This is a genomic window from uncultured Friedmanniella sp. (genome assembly GCF_964244285.1).
Lineage (GTDB): Bacteria > Actinomycetota > Actinomycetes > Propionibacteriales > Propionibacteriaceae > Microlunatus.
Genome location: NZ_CAXTHT010000004.1, coordinates 205,075 through 222,879, shown reverse-complemented (window position 1 = coordinate 222,879; position 17,805 = coordinate 205,075). Strand labels below are relative to the sequence as shown.

General features: G+C 71.6%; 15 protein-coding genes and 1 pseudogene. 15 read left to right on the top strand and 1 reads right to left on the bottom strand.

The window, feature by feature from the left end; all coding sequences use genetic code 11:
• The first annotated feature begins 90 nt into the window (after window positions 1-90).
• From metH to ACFE7W_RS12220, 6 genes and pseudogenes are all read left to right on the top strand, one after another.
• Window positions 91-3,639, top strand: a complete 3,549-nt coding sequence (gene metH, locus ACFE7W_RS12245) for a methionine synthase (RefSeq protein ID WP_375425072.1) — start codon at window positions 91-93, stop codon at window positions 3,637-3,639.
• A gap of 120 nt (window positions 3,640-3,759) precedes the next feature.
• Window positions 3,760-4,446, top strand: a complete 687-nt coding sequence (locus tag ACFE7W_RS12240) for an HAD family hydrolase (RefSeq protein WP_375425071.1) — start codon at window positions 3,760-3,762, stop codon at window positions 4,444-4,446.
• The gene (locus tag ACFE7W_RS12235) at window positions 4,433-5,953 is read left to right on the top strand and encodes an ABC transporter substrate-binding protein (protein WP_375425070.1); all 1,521 of its coding nucleotides are present in this window, start codon (window positions 4,433-4,435) and stop codon (window positions 5,951-5,953) included. The genes ACFE7W_RS12240 and ACFE7W_RS12235 overlap by 14 nt, the downstream gene beginning before the upstream one ends.
• Window positions 5,954-6,002: 49 nt before the next feature.
• Window positions 6,003-6,851, top strand: a pseudogene (locus ACFE7W_RS12230) (tRNA (adenine-N1)-methyltransferase); the annotation flags it as partial.
• Between the two features lie 102 nt (window positions 6,852-6,953).
• Complete coding sequence (gene arc / locus ACFE7W_RS12225) at window positions 6,954-8,660, top strand: proteasome ATPase (protein WP_375425248.1); 1,707 nt, start codon at window positions 6,954-6,956, stop codon at window positions 8,658-8,660.
• Window positions 8,661-9,107 carry a hypothetical protein gene (locus ACFE7W_RS12220; RefSeq protein ID WP_375425069.1) on the top strand — a complete coding sequence of 149 codons (447 nt, stop codon included), beginning with the start codon at window positions 8,661-8,663 and terminating at the stop codon, window positions 9,105-9,107.
• A gap of 6 nt (window positions 9,108-9,113) precedes the next feature.
• Here the strand turns inward: ACFE7W_RS12220 and ACFE7W_RS12215 are convergent, their stop codons facing one another.
• Window positions 9,114-9,485, bottom strand: a complete 372-nt coding sequence (locus ACFE7W_RS12215) for a DUF3054 domain-containing protein (RefSeq protein WP_375425068.1) — start codon at window positions 9,483-9,485, stop codon at window positions 9,114-9,116.
• Window positions 9,486-9,598: 113 nt separating this feature from the next.
• On the opposite strand from ACFE7W_RS12215, the gene dop reads away from it, so the two are divergent.
• The 9 genes from dop to ACFE7W_RS12170 all read left to right on the top strand — a co-directional run bounded on the left by dop (window position 9,599) and on the right by ACFE7W_RS12170 (window position 17,780).
• Complete coding sequence (dop, locus tag ACFE7W_RS12210) at window positions 9,599-11,146, top strand: depupylase/deamidase Dop (protein ID WP_375425247.1); 1,548 nt, start codon at window positions 9,599-9,601, stop codon at window positions 11,144-11,146.
• A 91-nt stretch (window positions 11,147-11,237) separates the two neighbouring features.
• Window positions 11,238-11,435 carry a ubiquitin-like protein Pup gene (locus tag ACFE7W_RS12205; protein ID WP_375425067.1) on the top strand — a complete coding sequence of 66 codons (198 nt, stop codon included), beginning with the start codon at window positions 11,238-11,240 and terminating at the stop codon, window positions 11,433-11,435.
• On the top strand, window positions 11,432-12,271 hold the full coding sequence (prcB, locus tag ACFE7W_RS12200) for a proteasome subunit beta (protein ID WP_375425066.1): 840 nt from the start codon (window positions 11,432-11,434) through the stop codon (window positions 12,269-12,271). Before ACFE7W_RS12205 ends, prcB begins: the two co-directional genes overlap by 4 nt.
• 42 nt (window positions 12,272-12,313) lie before the next feature.
• On the top strand, window positions 12,314-13,069 hold the full coding sequence (gene prcA / locus ACFE7W_RS12195; RefSeq protein WP_375425065.1) for a proteasome subunit alpha: 756 nt from the start codon (window positions 12,314-12,316) through the stop codon (window positions 13,067-13,069).
• The gene (locus ACFE7W_RS12190) at window positions 13,066-14,172 is read left to right on the top strand and encodes a prephenate dehydrogenase (RefSeq protein ID WP_375425064.1); all 1,107 of its coding nucleotides are present in this window, start codon (window positions 13,066-13,068) and stop codon (window positions 14,170-14,172) included. Before prcA ends, ACFE7W_RS12190 begins: the two co-directional genes overlap by 4 nt.
• A gap of 51 nt (window positions 14,173-14,223) precedes the next feature.
• The gene (cmk, locus tag ACFE7W_RS12185; RefSeq protein ID WP_375425063.1) at window positions 14,224-14,967 is read left to right on the top strand and encodes a (d)CMP kinase; all 744 of its coding nucleotides are present in this window, start codon (window positions 14,224-14,226) and stop codon (window positions 14,965-14,967) included.
• A gap of 133 nt (window positions 14,968-15,100) precedes the next feature.
• Complete coding sequence (locus ACFE7W_RS12180; RefSeq protein ID WP_375425062.1) at window positions 15,101-15,808, top strand: lysophospholipid acyltransferase family protein; 708 nt, start codon at window positions 15,101-15,103, stop codon at window positions 15,806-15,808.
• Window positions 15,809-15,854: 46 nt separating this feature from the next.
• A complete protein-coding gene (der, locus tag ACFE7W_RS12175) occupies window positions 15,855-17,207 on the top strand; it encodes a ribosome biogenesis GTPase Der (protein WP_375425061.1) in 1,353 nt (450 codons plus the stop codon).
• A gap of 45 nt (window positions 17,208-17,252) precedes the next feature.
• Window positions 17,253-17,780, top strand: coding sequence for a hypothetical protein (locus ACFE7W_RS12170; protein ID WP_375425060.1), 528 nt, complete (start codon window positions 17,253-17,255; stop codon window positions 17,778-17,780).
• Window positions 17,781-17,805 lie beyond the last annotated feature (25 nt).

Here is a 17,805-nt window from a genome sequence, read left to right as displayed (position 1 = left end):
GGCCACTGTAGTCGCCGGACCCCGGGGACCTCTGACGCCGCATGCTGGCCACGGGCCGCTGCGGACGGCCCGCCCGCCTATCCTTTGCAGATGCCCGTCGACCTGCGTTCTGCCCTGGCCTCCCGTGTGGTGATCGCCGACGGAGCGATGGGCACCATGCTGCAGGGCTACGACCTGACGCTGGCCGACTTCGACGAGCTCGAGGGCTGCAACGAGGTGCTGAACCGCACCCGGCCGGACGTGGTCCGGGCCATCCACGACGCCTACTTCGACGTCGGCGTCGACGCCGTGGAGACCAACACCTTCGGCACCAACCTGTCCGCACTGGGCGAGTACGGCATCGCCGACCAGATCGTGCCGTTGGCGGAGTCGGCGGCCCGGATCGCGCGGGAGTCCGCGGACGCCCACAGCACCCCGGAGCGGCCGCGTTGGGTGCTGGGCAGCGTCGGACCCGGCACGAAGCTGCCCACCCTGGGCCACGTCGCGTACTCAGCCCTGCGTGAGGCCTACCAGCAGCAGGTCGAGGGGATGCTCGCCGGCGGCATCGACGCCGTGCTGATCGAGACCTCCCAGGACCTGCTGCAGACCAAGGCCGCCGCGCTGGGCGCCCGCCGCGCGCTGGCCCACGCCGGACGCGATCTGCCGGTCATCGTCCACGTCGCCGTCGAGACCACCGGCACCATGCTGCTGGGCACCGAGATCGGTGCCGCCCTGACCGCGCTGGAGCCGCTGGGCGTGGACGTCATCGGGCTGAACTGCAGCACGGGCCCGGCCGAGATGAGCGAGCACCTGCGCCACCTCGCCCGGTACGCCTCCGTCGGCCTGGGCTGCATGCCCAACGCCGGGCTGCCGGTGCTGACCGCGCACGGCGCCCACTACCCGCTGGGTCCGGTCGAGCTGGCCGATGCCCTGGAGCAGTTCGTGGGTGAGTTCGGCCTCGGCCTGGTCGGTGGCTGCTGCGGGACGACGCCGGAGCACCTGCGCCAGGTGGTCGACCGGCTGGCGGAGCACCCCGTGGTCGAGCGGCGTCCGGTGCACGTCGCCGCTGCGGCCTCGCTGTACGCCGAGGTGCCGTTCCGGCAGGACACCAGCTACCTCTCGATCGGCGAGCGGACCAACGCCAACGGCTCCAAGGCGTTCCGCGAGGCGCTGCTGGCGGAGAACTGGGACGACTGCGTGGACATCGCGCGCGCGCAGATCCGCGACGGGGCGCACCTGCTGGACCTGAACGTCGACTACGTGGGTCGCGACGGGGCCGCGGACATGTCCGAGCTGGCCTTCCGGCTCGCGACCGCGTCCACCCTGCCGGTGGTGCTCGACTCGACCGAGCCGGCCGTGCTGCAGGCCGGGCTGGAACGTCTCGGCGGCCGCGCGGTGGTCAACTCGGTCAACTACGAGGACGGGGACGCTCCGGACTCCCGGTTCGCCCGGATCACCCGGCTGGTGGCCGAGCACGGGGCTGCGGTGATCGCGCTGACCATCGACGAGCAGGGACAGGCCCGGACGCGGGAGTGGAAGGTGGCGGTCGCCAGCCGGATCGTCACCGACCTGACGGAGAACTGGGGGATCCGGCGCAGCGACATCATCCTCGACTGCCTGACCTTTCCTATCGCGACCGGCCAGGAGGAGACGCGCCGAGACGGCATCGAGACGATCGAGGCCATCCGCGAGGTGAAGCGGCTCTACCCCGACGTCCAGACCACCCTCGGCCTGTCCAACATCTCCTTCGGTCTGAACCCGGCCGCACGGGTGGTGCTGAACTCGGTGTTCCTGCACGAGTGCGTCGAAGCCGGGCTCGACTCCGCCATCGTGCACGCGGCGAAGATCATGCCGATGGCCCGGATCGACCCCGAACAGCGGCAGGTCGCGCTGGACATGGTCTACGACCGGCGCCGGGCCGCCACCGACACCGAGCCGGGGTACGACCCGCTGCAACGCTTCCTCGAGCTCTTCGACGGCGTCACCACGGCCGACACGAAGGCCGAGCGGGCAGCCGAGCTGCTCCGGCTGCCGGTGTCGGAACGGCTGCAGCGGCGCATCGTCGACGGTGAGGGCAAGGGCCTGGCCGAGGACCTCGACCTGGCCATGGCCGACGGCAAACCGGCGCTGGAGATCATCAACACCGACCTGCTGCAGGGCATGAAGGTGGTCGGCGAGCTGTTCGGCTCCGGCCAGATGCAGCTGCCGTTCGTGCTGCAGTCGGCCGAGGTGATGAAGACGGCGGTGGCCTACCTCGAGCCGCACATGGAGAAGGCCGACAGCCGCGGCAAGGGCACGATCGTGCTGGCCACGGTCAAGGGCGACGTGCACGACATCGGCAAGAACCTGGTCGACATCATCTTGACCAACAACGGCTACACCGTGGTCAACCTGGGCATCAAGCAACCGGTCAACACCATCATCGAGGCGGCCGAGCGCCACGAGGCCGACGCGATCGGCATGTCGGGGCTGCTGGTGAAGTCCACGGTGGTGATGAAGGAGAACCTCGAGGAGCTGAATGCGCGTGGGGTCGCCGCGAGCTACCCGGTCTTCCTCGGCGGCGCTGCGCTCACCCGCGCCTACGTCGAGCAGGACCTGCGCGAGGTCTACGCCGGCGAGGTCCGCTACGCCCGGGACGCCTTCGAGGGCCTGCGGCTGATGGACGCCCTGATGGCGGTCAAGCGGGGCGAGGAGGGCGCCGCCCTGCCCGCCCCCCGCGAACGTCGGGTCAAGCGTCTCGCCCCGGCCCCGGCCCCTGGCAGTCCGCTGCCTGAGCTCGGCAGCCCTGTCGCAGGGACGGGTCTGGCCACCCTGCCGCGCTCGGACGTGGCCCGCGACGTCGACGTGCCCACGCCGCCGTTCTGGGGGTCGCGGATCGTCAAGGGCATCAAGCTGGCCCAGGTCGCGTCCTACCTCGACGAGCGGGCCACGTTCATGGGCCAGTGGGGCCTGAAGGCGGCGAAGGGTGGACCGTCCTACGACGAGCTGGTGGAGGCCGAGGGCCGACCTCGGCTGCGCTCCTGGCTGGACCGGATCCAGACCGACGGGATCGCGGAGTTCGCGGTGGTCTACGGCTACTGGCCCTGCTTCAGCGAGGGCGACGACCTCGTCGTGCTGCGGCCGGGTGCCGGTGTCGACGACGAGGCGGCCGTCCTGCACCGGATCACGTTCCCGAGGCAGACCCGCGGCCGCCACCTCTGCCTGGCCGACTTCTTCCGCGACCGGGCCCTGGCGCAGGAGAAGGGCCCAGACGTCATCGCGTTCCACCTGGTCACGATGGGTGCGGCGGTGGCCCGGGCGACCGCCGAGCTGTTCGAGCGGAACGCCTACCGCGACTACCTGGAGCTGCACGGGCTGAGCGTCCAGCTGACCGAGGGCCTGGCCGAGATGTGGCACGCCCGGGTCCGCAACGACCTCGGCTTCGCCCGCGAGGACGGCGACGTCGAGGAGATGATCCGCGACCAGGCCTACCGCGGCTCGCGCTACTCCTTCGGCTACCCGGCCTGCCCGGACCTGGAGGACCGGGTCAAGCTGGTCGACCTGCTGCGCCCGGAGCGGATCGGGGTCGAGCTCAGCGAGGAGCTGCAGCTGCACCCCGAGCAGTCCACCGACGCGCTGATCGTGCACCACCCCGAAGCGAAGTACTTCAACGCCCGCTGACCTGTCCGGGCGTCGACCTGTGCTGAGAAGTCGTGGGTAGTCGCACGACTTCTCAGCCCAGGATCCGGTCCGGGGCCAGATTCGTGGCTTTCCGCACCCGGCTGGGAGGATGTCCGGGCAATGAGCACCCCGACCCCGACCCTGGCCGCCGCCCTCTGGGACTTCGACGGCACCTTGGCCGACACCGAACCGCTGTGGATCGAGGCCGAGTACGAGCTGATCGGCGGTCTCGGCGGTACCTGGACCGAGGAGCAGGCCAAGCAGCTCGTCGGCAACTCGCTCCTGGACTCCGGGGCCTACATCCTGAACGCCATCGGCCGTCGTGACCTGGACCCGGCGTGGGTGGTCGACAAGCTGGTCGCACGGGTGGCGACCTTCCTGGCCGAGCGGCCGATGCCGTGGCGGCCGGGAGCCCGTGAACTGCTGACCTCGTTCGCCGACGCCAACGTGCCCTGCGCCCTGGTCTCGGCGTCCTACCGCGTGCTGCTCGACGCCGCCCTTTCCCAGCTGCCCGCCGGTACGTTCACCGTCACCGTGGCCGGCGACGAGGTCAGCCAGGGCAAGCCGCACCCCGAGCCGTACGAGAAGGCGTGTGCCCTGCTCGGCGTCGACGCGCGGGACTGCGTCGTCTTCGAGGACTCGGGGACCGGCGCGACGTCGGGCAACGCCGCCGGCGCCCTCGTCATCGCCGTACCCAACCACGTCGACGTCCCCGCGGCCCCGCGCCGGCTCCAGGTGGCCTCGCTGGCCGAGCTGGACGCCGCGGGCGTGGCGTGCCTGCTCGAGGACGCCCGTGTCCGCGGCTGACCGGGGCCGGCGGCGGACCCGCGTCCTCCCCGCCGCCCTTGTCGGTGCCCTGCTGCTGACGGGCTGCAGCCTCGGCGGCTCTCCCACGCCCACACCGTCCGGCACGGCCACGCCCCGCCCGTTCACCGTCATGAGCACCGACCAGGTGCGGGTCACCGATCCGGCCGCCGTCACCGACTCCGCCTCGGCCATGCTGACCACCAACGTGTTCCAGCGGCTGATGACCGCCGACCCCGGGCAGTCGGCGCTGAAGCCCGACGCGGCGCGGGACTGCGGCTTCATCACCTCCGCGACGATCTACACCTGCACGCTGAACGAGGACGAGTTCTTCCACAACGGGCACCCGCTGACCTCCAGTGACGTCAAGTTCAGCATCGAACGGGCCGCCCGGCTGGACGTGCGCGGCTCCTCGGCCGGGCTGCTGTCCTCGCTGCGCAAGATCGAGACCCCGGACCCGGTCACCGTCCGCTTCGTGCTGAGCCGGGTCGACACCCAGTTCGGCTGGGCGCTCGCCTCGCCGGCGGCCTCGATCGTCGACGAGGAGGTCTACGACGCCGACCGCGTCCAGGCGCCGGACGAGCCGATCGTCGGCTCCGGTCCCTTCCGGGTGACGAGCTTTGAGAAGAACGCCATCGGCCTGCAGCGCTACGAGGACTACGTCGGCCGCAGCCGGCCGAGCCTGGACAGCCTCGTCTACCGCAGCGAGCCCGACTCCGCCTCCATCGAGGACGCGATGAACAAGGGCCTGACCGACGTGGTCTGGCGTGGCCTGGACGACGCCGCGGTCACCCGGCTCAGCAGCCAGGCGGCCGCCGACGGCGACGCCGACACCGCCAACGGGTTCCACCAGTCGGTCCTCACCGGCGTCCGCGTGCTCCAGCTGGAGTGGTCGCGGTCCTCCCGCAGCCGGGCCAACAAGGGCCTGCGACAAGCGATCGCGCTGTCGTTGCAGGGCGACCGGACCTCCGACTCGGTGGTGCCGGGCGGCGTGCCCGGCCACATCGCCATCTTCCCGCTGGGTGGCAAGACCCACCCCAGGGTGACCTGGACGAAGCGGATCACCCTGACCCTCGGCTACGACTCCACCGAACCGAACGGCCTCGACACCGCCACCCAGATCCGGACCCGGCTGGAGGACACCGGCGGGCTGAGCGTGCAGCTGCGACCCGACGAGACCGGGGACTTGACGCTGGTGGACCGCAAGGCCTGGACGGCGACGGCGCTGGCCTGGCTGCAGCCCTACCTGGAGGCGCCGCTGCCGGCGACCGCCGCCTCGGTGGCCGCGACCGAGAACGCCTTCACGTCGCTGCCGCTGCGCAGCGCCGCCGACGACGCCACGGCCGACCGGCTGCTGGCGACGCTGCAGAAGCAGGCCGCCACCGACCTGGTGGTGCTGCCGGTCACCCAGTCCGATGAGTACGTCTACGCGCGAGCCGGCGTCCGGCTGTCGGCCAGCTCCTTCGGGCCGGGCTGGCAGCTCGGCCTGTTCGGGATCAGCCGTGGCTGAGGTGACGGCCGGGACCGAGATGCCCGACGTGCCCTCCGGGGTCCGGCTGGGGCCGTTGGCGGCGGGGGAGCGGATCACCCTCACCGACGCGAAGAACCGGCGGCACTCGGTCCTGCTGGCCGTCGGGGGCCGCTTCCACACCACGAAGGGCGCGGTCGACCACGACGAGCTGATCGGCGGGCCCGAGGGCGTCGTGGTCACCTCGGTCGGGGGCACCGCGTACCTGGCGCTGCGGCCGCTGCTCAACGAGTTCACCGTCACCATGCCCCGCGGCGCGCAGGTGATCTACCCCAAGGACGCGGCCCAGATCGCGATGACGGCCGACATCTTCCCCGGTGCCCGGGTGGTGGAGGCCGGCGCGGGCTCGGGCGCGTTGACCTGCACCCTGCTGCGCGCCATCGGCCCGACGGGACGGCTGACCTCCTACGAGCGGCGCGAGGACTTCGCCCAGCAGGCCCGGGCCAACGTGGAGAACTTCTTCGGCTCGCCGCATCCCGCCTGGGAACTCCGGGTGGGCGACCTGGTCGAGAACCTCTCCGAGGAGCCCATCGACCGGGTGCTGCTGGACATGCTGGCGCCCTGGGAGTGCATTGAGGCCCTGGCGGCCGTCCTGGTGCCGGGTGGGGTGATCTGCTGCTACGTGGCCACCACCACCCAGCTGGCCCGGACGGTCGAGACGCTGCGGGTGCAGGGCGGGTTCACCGAGCCGGAGGCGGGGGAGACCCTGATCCGGGCCTGGCACGCCGAGGGACTGGCCGTCCGGCCTCGGCACGACATGGTCGGCCACACCGGTTTCCTGGTCACCGCCCGCCGGCTGGCCCCCGGCGTGACGGCTCCACCGCGCAAGCGCCGTCCCGCTCCCGGCGCGTATGGCGAGGATTACACCGGGCCGCGTTGAACCGCGGGTTATGGTCGTGACCACAGGAGGTGCGACATGCCCGGACCCACCCACGACCGCCCAGCTCACGACCGCGCAGGTTCCGACGAGCGGGGCGCACTGATGGCCCAGGTCAACGCGCTCAGTGACGAGCTCGACCGCTTGCGGGACCGCGTGTCGTCGCACCCGCACGACATCGCCGTGCTGGAGCGCCGCCTCGCCGACGCCCGGTCCGACGCCCGCACCACCGCCGCCAACAACGAGCGGCTCGCCAGCACGCTGCGCGAGGCCCGGGACCAGATCGTCTCGCTGAAGACCGAGGTGGACCGGTTGGCGCAGCCACCGGCCAGCTTCGGGGTCTTCCTGGCCGACACCGGCGAGCACACCGCCGACATCTACACCTCGGGCCGCAAGATGCGGGTCAGCGTCAGCCCCGAGGTCGACCTGGACACCGTCCAGCCCGGCCGAGAGGTGATGATCAACGAGGCGATGAACGTGGTCGCCGCGCTGGAGTTCGACGAGGTCGGCGAGGTCGTGCTGCTCAAGGAGGTCCTCGACGACGGCCTCCGTGCCCTGGTCATCGGCCACGGCGAGGAGGAGAGCGTCGTCCGGCTGGCGTCTCGGCTGACGACGGGGGAGGAGAAGCTTCGCTCCGGCGACTCGCTCCTCATCGACCGGCGGGTGCACTTCGCCTACGAGCGGGTGCCGAAGCTGGACGTCGAGGAGCTGGTGCTCGAGGAGGTGCCCGACATCGACTACTCGGTGATCGGCGGCCTGGGCTCCCAGATCGAGGCGATCCGGGACGCGGTCGAGCTGCCGTACCTGCACAAGGACCTGTTCGCCGAGCACGAGCTCAAGGCTCCGAAGGGCATCCTGCTGTACGGCCCGCCCGGCTGCGGCAAGACGCTGATCGCGAAGGCGGTCGCGAACTCGCTGGCCAAGAAGGTGACCGAGCGGACGGGCCAGGAGGGGCGCAGCTTCTTCCTCAACATCAAGGGCCCGGAGCTGCTCAACAAGTACGTCGGCGAGACCGAGCGGCACATCCGGCTGGTCTTCCAGCGGGCGCGGGACAAGGCGTCCGACGGCATGCCGGTGATCGTCTTCTTCGACGAGATGGACTCCCTGTTCCGCACCCGGGGCACGGGGGTCTCCTCCGACGTGGAGAACACGATCGTGCCCCAGCTGCTCAGCGAGATCGACGGCGTCGAAGGCCTGGATAACGTGATCATCATCGGCGCGTCCAACCGGGAGGACATGATCGACCCGGCGATCCTGCGGCCGGGCCGGCTGGACGTCAAGATCAAGATCGAGCGGCCCGACGTCGAGGCGGCGCGGGAGATCTTCAGCAAGTACCTGACCGCGACGCTGCCGTTGCACGCCGAGGACCTGGCCGAGTTCGGCGGCGACCGTGCGGCCTGCGTCGCCGGGATGATCGACCGCACGGTGGAGCGGATGTATGAGGAGTCGGAGGAGAACCAGTTCCTCGAGGTCACTTACGCCGGTGGGGACAAGGAGGTCCTGTACTTCAAGGACTTCAACTCCGGCGCCATGATCCAGAACATCGTGGACCGGGCGAAGAAGATGGCGATCAAGGACCTGCTGGACGCCGGCGTGAAGGGGCTGCGGATCGGTCACCTGCTGCAGGCCTGCCTGGACGAGTTCGCCGAGAACGAGGACCTGCCCAACACCACCAACCCCGACGACTGGGCGAAGATCTCGGGCAAGAAGGGCGAGCGGATCGTCTTCATCCGGACGCTCATCTCCTCCAACAAGGGCACCCAGCCCGGACGCTCCATCGACACCGTCACCAACACCGGGCAGTACCTGTAGGTGGATGCCTTCAGCACCGCGGTCGGCTTCCTGATCGATCTGCTGCAGATCGCCGCCGGGGTCGTCGGAGCGGTCCTGGTGGGCACCAGGGTGCGGCCACCGGCCCGCTCCACTGCGGTGACGGGCTGCCTGCTGCTGGCGGCCTCCGCCCTGGTGGCGGCCACGTCGCGGCTGGCGCTGCCGGCGCTCGTCCAGGCCGGACTCGACTACCCGCTGCTGTCGATCCTGGTCAGCCTCGGCTACGGGCTGCCTGCCGCCGCCGGCATCGGACTGCTGGTCCGCGCTCTGCTGCTCGCCTCGCCGGCCGCGACGACCTACCCCCCGTACCCGGTGCAGAGCCAGTACCCGCAGGCCCAGTACCCGCAGGCCCAGTACCCGCAGGCTCAGCAGCCCCAGAGCCCGTACCCGCAGGCACCGCAGGGGTACGGGCCGACCGACCGGAGCTGACCGGGCTCAGACCGTCCGGGCCCGGCGGAGCCGGAAGCGGCTCACCAGGGCGACGATGCCGCGCCAGCCCAGCAGCAGGACGGCCAGGACGACGGCGGTCACGACGACGAACGAGATCGCGACCCCGGCTCCGGTGGCGGCGCGGAGGGCCATTCCCAGCACCAGCGCCCCCAGCCACGTGCAGGCCCCGGCCCGCAGGGTGAACGGGTCGTTGACCAGCCGGCCGACGACCGTTCCGACCAGGCCGCCGACCAGGAAGGGCCAGGCGGTGTGCAGCACGCCGGTCAGACCGGTGGTCTCGCCGTGGCTCGACCGGCCCACGATCGCGAAGACGAGGAGGCAGATGACGTCGGCGGCCAGCGCCCGCCCGGTTCTCACGCCGGCAACACTACGCTGGGCGCATGGCTGAGCGGGTTCGTCGTGCAGGCTCCTCCGGCGGGGGATCGGCCACCGAGGACGCTGAGGCCCGTCAGCAGCGGCACGTCCGGGTGATGGGTGTCGAGACCGAGTACGGCATCAGCGCCCTGCCGCCACGGGCCGCGATGACCGCCGTCGAGGAGGACCTGCACCCGATGCAGCTGTCCAACCACGTGGTCAAGGCCTACGGCAGCCACGGCCAGGGCAGCGGCGCGGGAGGTCAGACCGCGGGCGCGCCGTCCGCCGGCTGGGACTACGAGACCGAGACGCCGCTGCGCGACATCCGTGGCTACGAGGTCGCCCGGGGCAACGCTCACCCCGACCAGCTCACCGACTCCGACCTCGGCATGGCCAACCTGATCCTGACCAACGGGGCCCGCCTCTACGTCGACCACGCGCACCCCGAGTACTCCGGCCCCGAGGTCACCAGCGCGCTGGACGTGGTGCGCTTCGACAAGGCGGGCGACGAGGTGATGGCGATCGCTGCTCGCCGGGCGAGTGAGTCGCTGGGCCGTTCGGTGCGGCTGTACAAGAACAACACCGACGGGAAGGGCGCCTCCTACGGCACCCACGAGAACTACCTGCTGGCCCGCGCCACCCCGTTCGACCGGGTCGTCACCCAGTTCACGGCGTTCCTGGTCTCCCGCCAGGTCGTGACCGGCGCCGGCCGGGTCGGCATCGGCCAGGCCAGTCAGCAGGCCGGCTTCCAGATCAGCCAGCGGGCCGACTTCTTCGAAGCCGAGGTGGGGCTGGAGACCACGCTCAACCGGCCGATCATCAACACCCGCGACGAGCCGCACGCCGACGCCAGCCGGCACCGGCGGCTGCACGTCATCACCGGCGACGCCAACCTGGCCGAGACCTCGACGTACCTCAAGGTCGGCACCGCCTCCTGGGTGCTGCGGGTGATCGAGGCCGGGGAGCTCGGCCTCGACCTCCGGCTGGACACGCCGGTAGCGGCGATGCGGGCGGTCAGCCACGACCTCGGCTGCCGGGCGCTGCTGACGCTGGCCGACGGTCGCCGGATGTCGGCGGTCGACCTGCAGGAGGCCTACCTCGGGGCCTGTCTGGCGCACCTGGACCGGGTGGGCGGTGAGCTGGACGAGCCGGCGGCGGCCGAAGCCAAGGACGTGCTCGGGCGCTGGCAGGACTGCCTGGACACGCTGCGCACGGACCCGTTCAGCCTGGCCGACCAGCTCGACTGGGTCGCGAAGCTCAAGCTGATGGAGTCCTACCGGTCCCGCGACGGGCTTGGCTGGGACGCGCCGAAGCTCGCCCTCATCGACCTGCAGTACGCCGACGTCGACCCTCGCCGCAGCCTGTACGCCGCGCTGGTGGCCAAGGGACTGCTGCGGCGGCTGGTCGGGCCTGCGGAGATCGAGCGGGCCCGGACCTCACCGCCGGAGGACACCCGCGCCTACTTCCGCGGCCGGATGATGGACAAGTTCGGTTCCGCCGTCGTGGCGGCCTCGTGGGACTCGGTGATCTTCGACGTGCCGGGCCGTGCCGCCCTCCAGCGGGTGCCGCTGCTCGACCCGCTGCGCGGTACCCGTCAGCAGGTGGGGGCGATGATCGACGGCTGCTCCGACGTGACGGAGCTGTTCGCCGCCCTCGGCCGGTAGCCGGCGCTCGCACGGTTTTGTCACCGCTGGTGGTTAGGGTGGAACCACTCAGGATCCTGGCGGTCCGAGCAGCGAGGTAGAGGAGCAACCCATGGCGGAGTCAGAGCAGAGCCAGCGCAAGTCGCGGCGCACGGAGGAGACCGAGCCCGAGGAGCTCGCGCCCGCCGACACCGCGCACAAGGCCGAGCTGGACTCCGAGGTGGACTCCCTGCTGGACGCCATCGACGACGTGCTCGAGGTGAACGCCGAGGAGTTCGTGCGTTCGTTCGTGCAGAAGGGTGGCCAGTGAGCCCGACCGCCCGGCTGCCCGGTCTGCCGGCGGAGTACCTGCGGGCCGGTACGTCCTCGTTCACCGACTTCGCGGCCGAGGTGGCGCCGAACGTGCTGCCCGGGGCTCGCACGCTGAGTGCGGGCGTCGCTGAGCTGGCGCCGCACGGCACCACCATCGTGGCCGCGACCTACCCGGGCGGCGTCGTGGTGGCCGGGGACCGGCGGGCCACGATGGGCAACGTCATCGCCCAGCGCGACATCCAGAAGGTGTTTCCCGCCGACGAGTTCTCCGTGGTCGGCATCGCCGGCGCGGCCGGCATCGCGGTCGAGCTGGTCGGGCTCTTCCAGGTCGAGCTGGAGCACTACGAGAAGATCGAGGGCGCCCCGCTGTCGCTGGTGGGCAAGGCCAACCGGCTGGCCACGATGATCCGACAGAACCTCGGCCTGGCCATGCAGGGCCTGGTCGTGGTGCCGCTGTTCGCAGGCTGGGACGTCGCCACCGAAGAGGGCCGGATCTTCTCCTACGACGCGACCGGTGGCCGTTACGAGGAGCACGCCTTCTTCTCCGTCGGCTCGGGCTCGGTGTTCGCGCGGGGGGCCTTGAAGAAGCTCTACCGCCCGGACTTCGACGCTCCTTCGGCCACCCTGGCCGTGCTGCAGGCCCTCTACGACGCCGCCGACGACGACTCAGCCACCGGCGGGCCCGACCTGGCCCGGCGGATCTTCCCCGTGGTGCTGGTCGCCAGCGCCGACGGCGTCCAGCGCGTGCCGGACTCAGAGATCGAGACGATGATCGAGGCGGTGGTGGCCAGCCGGCGGCAGCGGCCCGACGGACCGGCCGCCCCCCTCACGTGAACCGCCTGACATGAGCCACGACGACCCGAGGAGAACGCAGACATGAGCACGCCGTTCTACGTCGCTCCCGAGCAGCAGATGAAGGACCGCGCCGACTTCGCCCGCAAGGGGATCGGCCGCGGCCGCTCGGTGGTGGTGATGCACTACGCCGACGGCATCCTGTTCGTGGCCGAGAACCGGTCCCAGGCCCTGCACAAGGTGAGCGAGATCTACGACCGGCTCGGCTTCGCTGCCGTGGGGCGCTACAACGAGTTCGAGAACCTGCGTACCGCCGGCATCCGCTACGCCGACCTGCGCGGCTACAGCTACGACCGCACCGACGTGACCGGGCGTGGGCTGGCCAACGCGTACGCCCAGCTGCTCGGCACCATCTTCTCCTCCGGCGGGGAGAAGCCCTACGAGGTGGAGATCATCGTCGCCGAGCTGGGGCTGACGGAGTCCGCGGACCAGATCTACCGGCTGACCTACGACGGCTCGGTCACCGACGAGAACGACTTCGCCGTGATGGGCGGCTCGGCCGAGGTGATCGCCCAGTCCGTCCGTCGTGGCTTCTCTGCCGAGCTCGGGCTCGCGGAGGCGGTCCAGCTGGCGGTACGGGCGCTGGCCTCCGACGGTGGTCCGACGGCCACTCCGCGTGAGCTGGGGGTCGAGGCGCTCGAGGTCGCCGTCCTGGACCGGGGCCGGGCGATGCCCCGCAAGTTCCGCCGGCTGCGGCCCGACCGGCTGACCGAGTTGCTGGGTGACGGGGGGCCAGCCGCCGGGGAGGGCTCCGAGGCGCCGCCGGCTCCCGCTCCGTGACCAGCTCCGTCACCACCCCCGCGGCCACGCCCGCCGCCGGAACCGGGTGGGTCGTCGTCGTCGGAACCGGCCTGGTCGGGGCGTCGATCGGGATGGCGTTGACCGCGTCCGGGCGTGACGTCCACCTGCGGGACCAGACGATCAGCCACGCGCGGGTGGCGGCCGGACTGGGCGCCGGGACCCTGGCGGAGCCGGCTGCCGACGACGTCTCGCTGGTCGTGGTGGCCGTGCCGCCCGCAGCGATCGCCGGCGTGGTGGTCGCCAGCCTGGCCCAGTACCCGCGCGCGACGGTCACCGACGTCGGCTCGGTCAAGGCCGGCGTGCTGGACACGGTCTGGCGCTACGGGGACGACCTGGGCCGTTACGTGGGCTCGCACCCGATGGCCGGCTCCCAGCACTCCGGTCCCGTGACCGCCCGGGCCGACCTCTTCGACGGCCGGACCTGGGTGGTCGCGCCCCACCGACGGTCGGAGCCGGCGTCGGTGCAGCGCGTGGTCGGGCTCGTCGAGGCGTGCCAGGCGCATCTGGTGCTGATGGACGTCGACGACCACGACGCCGCCGTCGCGCGGGTGTCTCACCTGCCTCACCTGATGTCGGTGCTGATGGCCGGGCACCTCACCTCCGTCGGCACGGAGGACCTGCTGCTGGCCGGCCAGGGCCTGCGTGACGTCACCCGCGTCGCGGGCAGCGACCCGGGCCTGTGGGAACAGATCCTCAGCGCCAACTCGACGGCGGTGCTTGCCGAGCTGCGGACCGTCTCCGACGAGCTGAGCACGCTGATCAAGGCGGTCGAGGCGGGCGCCGAGACCGACGAGCTGCGCAGCCACCTCGCCCGCGGCGTCGAGGGGACACGCCGGATCCCCGGCAAGCACGGGGCCGCACCGGTCAGCTACGCGCAGGTGGTGGTCGAGATCCCGGACACCCCGGGTGCGCTGGGCCGGCTGTTCGCCCACGTCGGGGAGTGCGGGGTCAACGTGGAGGACATCGCGATCGAGCACGACCAGGCCCGCCAGATCGGCTACCTCGCGCTGTCGGTGTCCCCGCCGCTCGCTCCGGAGCTGCGGGCCGCGATGCTGGCCGGCGGCTGGTCCGTCGCGGGCTGAGCCGGCGTCGGGGGCCCCGGTCCGGCGCCGGGCTCCCGGTACGCTGTCCCGATGTCTGAGGTAACGAGGGTCCCCCGCCCGACCGGCGCGGACCGCGGCCCCGGCCCGCTGGTGGTCGCGATCGACGGTCCGAGCGGCTCAGGAAAGTCGAGCACCGCCCGGGGGGTTGCGGCGCGGCTGGGCCTGTCCTACCTCGATACCGGCGCCATGTACCGCGCGGCCACCTGGCTGGCGGTGCACGAGGGCGTCGACCTCGCCGACGTCGACGCCGTGGCGCGGCTGGTCAGCGGGGCCGATTTCGACCTGAGCCTCGACCCCGAGGTGCCGACCGTCTCGATCGAGGGCCACGACGTGACCGACGCGATCCGGCTGCCCGAGGTGTCGGCTGCGGTGAGCGCCGTGGCCACGAACCTGGGCGTCCGCGCGAACCTGGTCGCACGCCAGCAGCAGGTGATCGCCGACGCCACCGGCGGCGTGGTCGCCGAGGGCCGCGACATCACCACCGTGGTCGCCCCCGACGCCGACGTCCGGGTGCTGCTCGTGGCCGACCCGGCCGCCCGGATCGCCCGACGGCACGCCGAGCTGGGCGAGGAGGTCGACCAGGCCGACGTCCACGACCAGGTGATCCGCCGCGACCGCGACGACTCGAACGTCGCCGAGTTCCACTCCGCCGCTCCCGGGGTGGTGGTCGTCGACTCCACCCACCTCGACCTCGAGCAGGTGATCGACGCGATCTGCGACCTCGTTCCCGTCACGGCGACCTCCGCGCTGCGGCCAGGCACCACGGCCCCGTGACCCTCGCCCGTCCGTGATCACCTCCTGCGGCATGATCACCTTCCGTGAATGATCAACTCTCGAGCATGATCAGCTCTCGGGCATGATCAACTCTCGATCATGATCGATTCTCGCGCATGATCGACTCCTGCGCATGATCAACGGGGTGAGCCCGGATCTCCCGCACACCGCGGACCTGCCGCCGGCCAAGGAGTGGGGGTTGCGGCTCTTCCGGGTACCGGTCAGGTTGTTGCTGCACAGCTGGTGGCGGGTGCGGGTGCACGGCCGGGAGCACGTCCCGGACCGCGGACCCGTCATCCTGGCCGCGAACCACCTCGGCGTGCTCGACGGACCTGCGCTGGTCGCGGTGACCCGGCGGAGGACCTTCACCATCGCCAAGGTCGAGCTCTTCTCCGGCCTCGGCGGACGGCTCCTCACCTACGTCGGTCAGCTCCCGGTGAACCGCCGGGTCCCTGACGGCCGCGCCATCGGTCGGGCGGTGCAGGTGCTACGGGCCGGCAAGGTGCTGGCCGTCTTCCCCGAGGGCCGCCGGACCGGCGGCGAGGTCGCGTACGCCCGCGGCGGCGCCGCCTACCTCGCCATGGTGACGGGGGCGTCGGTCGTCCCGGTCGCCCTTCTCGGCACCCGCGAGCCCGGCCAGGGCCGTAACGCGCTCCCGCACCGACGCTCCCCGGTGCACGTCGTCTACGGGGAGCCGTTCACCCTGCCGCTGACGCCCTGGCCGCGGACCCGGGCGGCCGTGGCCGATGCCACCGAGGAGCTCCGCCGCCGGCTGGCCGAGCACGTGGTCGCTGCCCAGGGGCTGACCGGGCTACCCTTGCCCGGGCCGCCGAAACCTTGAGGGAGCTCCCGCCGGCGTCCCGGACGACAACAGAACTGTAGAGAACATGAGTGACACCGTGGCCGTCGAGGCGGCGCCGATCCTGCCCGTGGTGGCCGTCGTCGGCCGCCCGAACGTCGGCAAGTCGACCCTGGTCAACCGGATCATCGGACGCCGCGAAGCCGTCGTCCAGGACGTGCCCGGCGTGACCCGCGACCGCGTCTCCTACGACGCGGAGTGGAACGGCAAGTCCTTCGTGCTGGTCGACACCGGCGGCTGGGCGCCCGACGCCAAGGGCATGGCCGCGCAGATCGCCGAGCAGGCCGAGCTGGCCATCGCCTCCGCCGACGCGGTGCTCTTCGTGGTCGACGCGACCGTCGGCACCCAGGACGTCGACGAGGCCGTGGTCCAGATCCTGCGCCGCAGCGGCAAGCCGGTGGTGCTGGCAGCCAACAAGGTCGACGACCAGCGCAGCGAGGCCGAGGCGGCCGGCATGTGGAACCTCGGGCTGGGGGAGCCGTTCCCGGTCTCGGCCCTGCACGGCCGGGGGAGCGGTGACCTGCTGGACGCCATCCTCGGCGCCATCCCCGACGCGCCGCGCGAGACCCCCGAGGTGGAGCGCGGTCCGCGCCGGGTCGCGATCGTGGGCAAGCCGAACGTCGGCAAGTCCAGCCTGCTGAACAAGGTGGCCCGGCAGCAGCGCGTCGTCGTCGACAACGTCGCCGGCACCACCGTGGACCCGGTCGACGAGCTCGTCGAGGTCGACGGCACCATCTACCGCTTCATCGACACGGCCGGCATCCGGCGACGGGTCAAGGAGGCGTCCGGGCACGAGTACTACGCCTCGCTGCGTACCCACGGCGCTATCGAACGGGCCGAGGTCTGCGTGGTGGTGGTGGACGCGAGCGAGCCGGTGACCGAGCAGGACCTGCGCATCCTCACCTCCGTCGAGGAGGCCGGCCGCGCCCTGGTCATCGCCTTCAACAAGTGGGACCTGACCGATGAGGAGCGGCGCCGCTACCTCGACCGCGAGATCGAGCGCGACCTCGTCCAGTTCGGCTGGGCCAGCCACATCAACATCTCGGCCCTCTCCGGCCGGCACGTCGACCGCCTCGGCCCGGCCATCGAGGAGGCCATCAACGGCTGGGAGACGCGCGTCTCCACCGGCAAGCTGAACGCTTTCCTCGGCCGGATCGTGGCCGCGCACCCGCACCCGGTCCGCGGCGGCAAGCAGCCCCGGATCCTCTTCGGCACCCAGGCCCAGGCCGGGCCGCCCACGTTCGTGCTGTTCACCTCCGGCCAGATCGACGCCCCCTACGTCCGCTTCGTCGAGCGGCGGCTGCGCGAGGAGTTCGGTTTCGTCGGCACCCCCGTCCACGTCGAGGTCCGGGCCCGGGAGAAGCGCCGCGACCGGTCCTGAACCGGTGAGGTCTCACCGAGGACCCAACGGTCCTGCTCCGCGACGGTGGCTGTGACTGCGTGGTTCGGCCGCTATGACCTCAGCGGTGCCTCCGAAGCCCAACGGCGGGTCGTCCTCGGTGTCAGCGACCTCCTGGACAAGCTGTCGCCACGTCGACTCGACCCGGCCGACCAGGTCGTCGAACGCGAGGGCGGTGAGACCTGGGTGAAGCTCCGGCACGACACCGAGCCGTGGATGGAGATCCAGTTCGTCCTGAGCGACGGCTGGGTCAACTTCTACGGCGTGATGGGCCACGACGAGGCGTACTCCACCCGGCCCGGGCGGCCCGACGGCTGGGAAGCGGAGACGATCGACATCCTCGCCGATCTCCTACAGTCCATCTTCACGATCAAGATCTACACCTGGCGAGGGCGGCCGTGGCGCGAGGTCCGGACCGTCAGCCCTCCGTACGAGCGAACGTGGACCGAGCTCACGTCGCCGGCCGCCGCCCTGCCGCTCACGCGTCGGGCCGTGCTCGAGACCACCCGCTCAGCCAGCTTCGAGTGCCGCGGCTCACGCCCCCAGAGCACCTGAACCGGTCTCTCGAGCGGGGCGATGA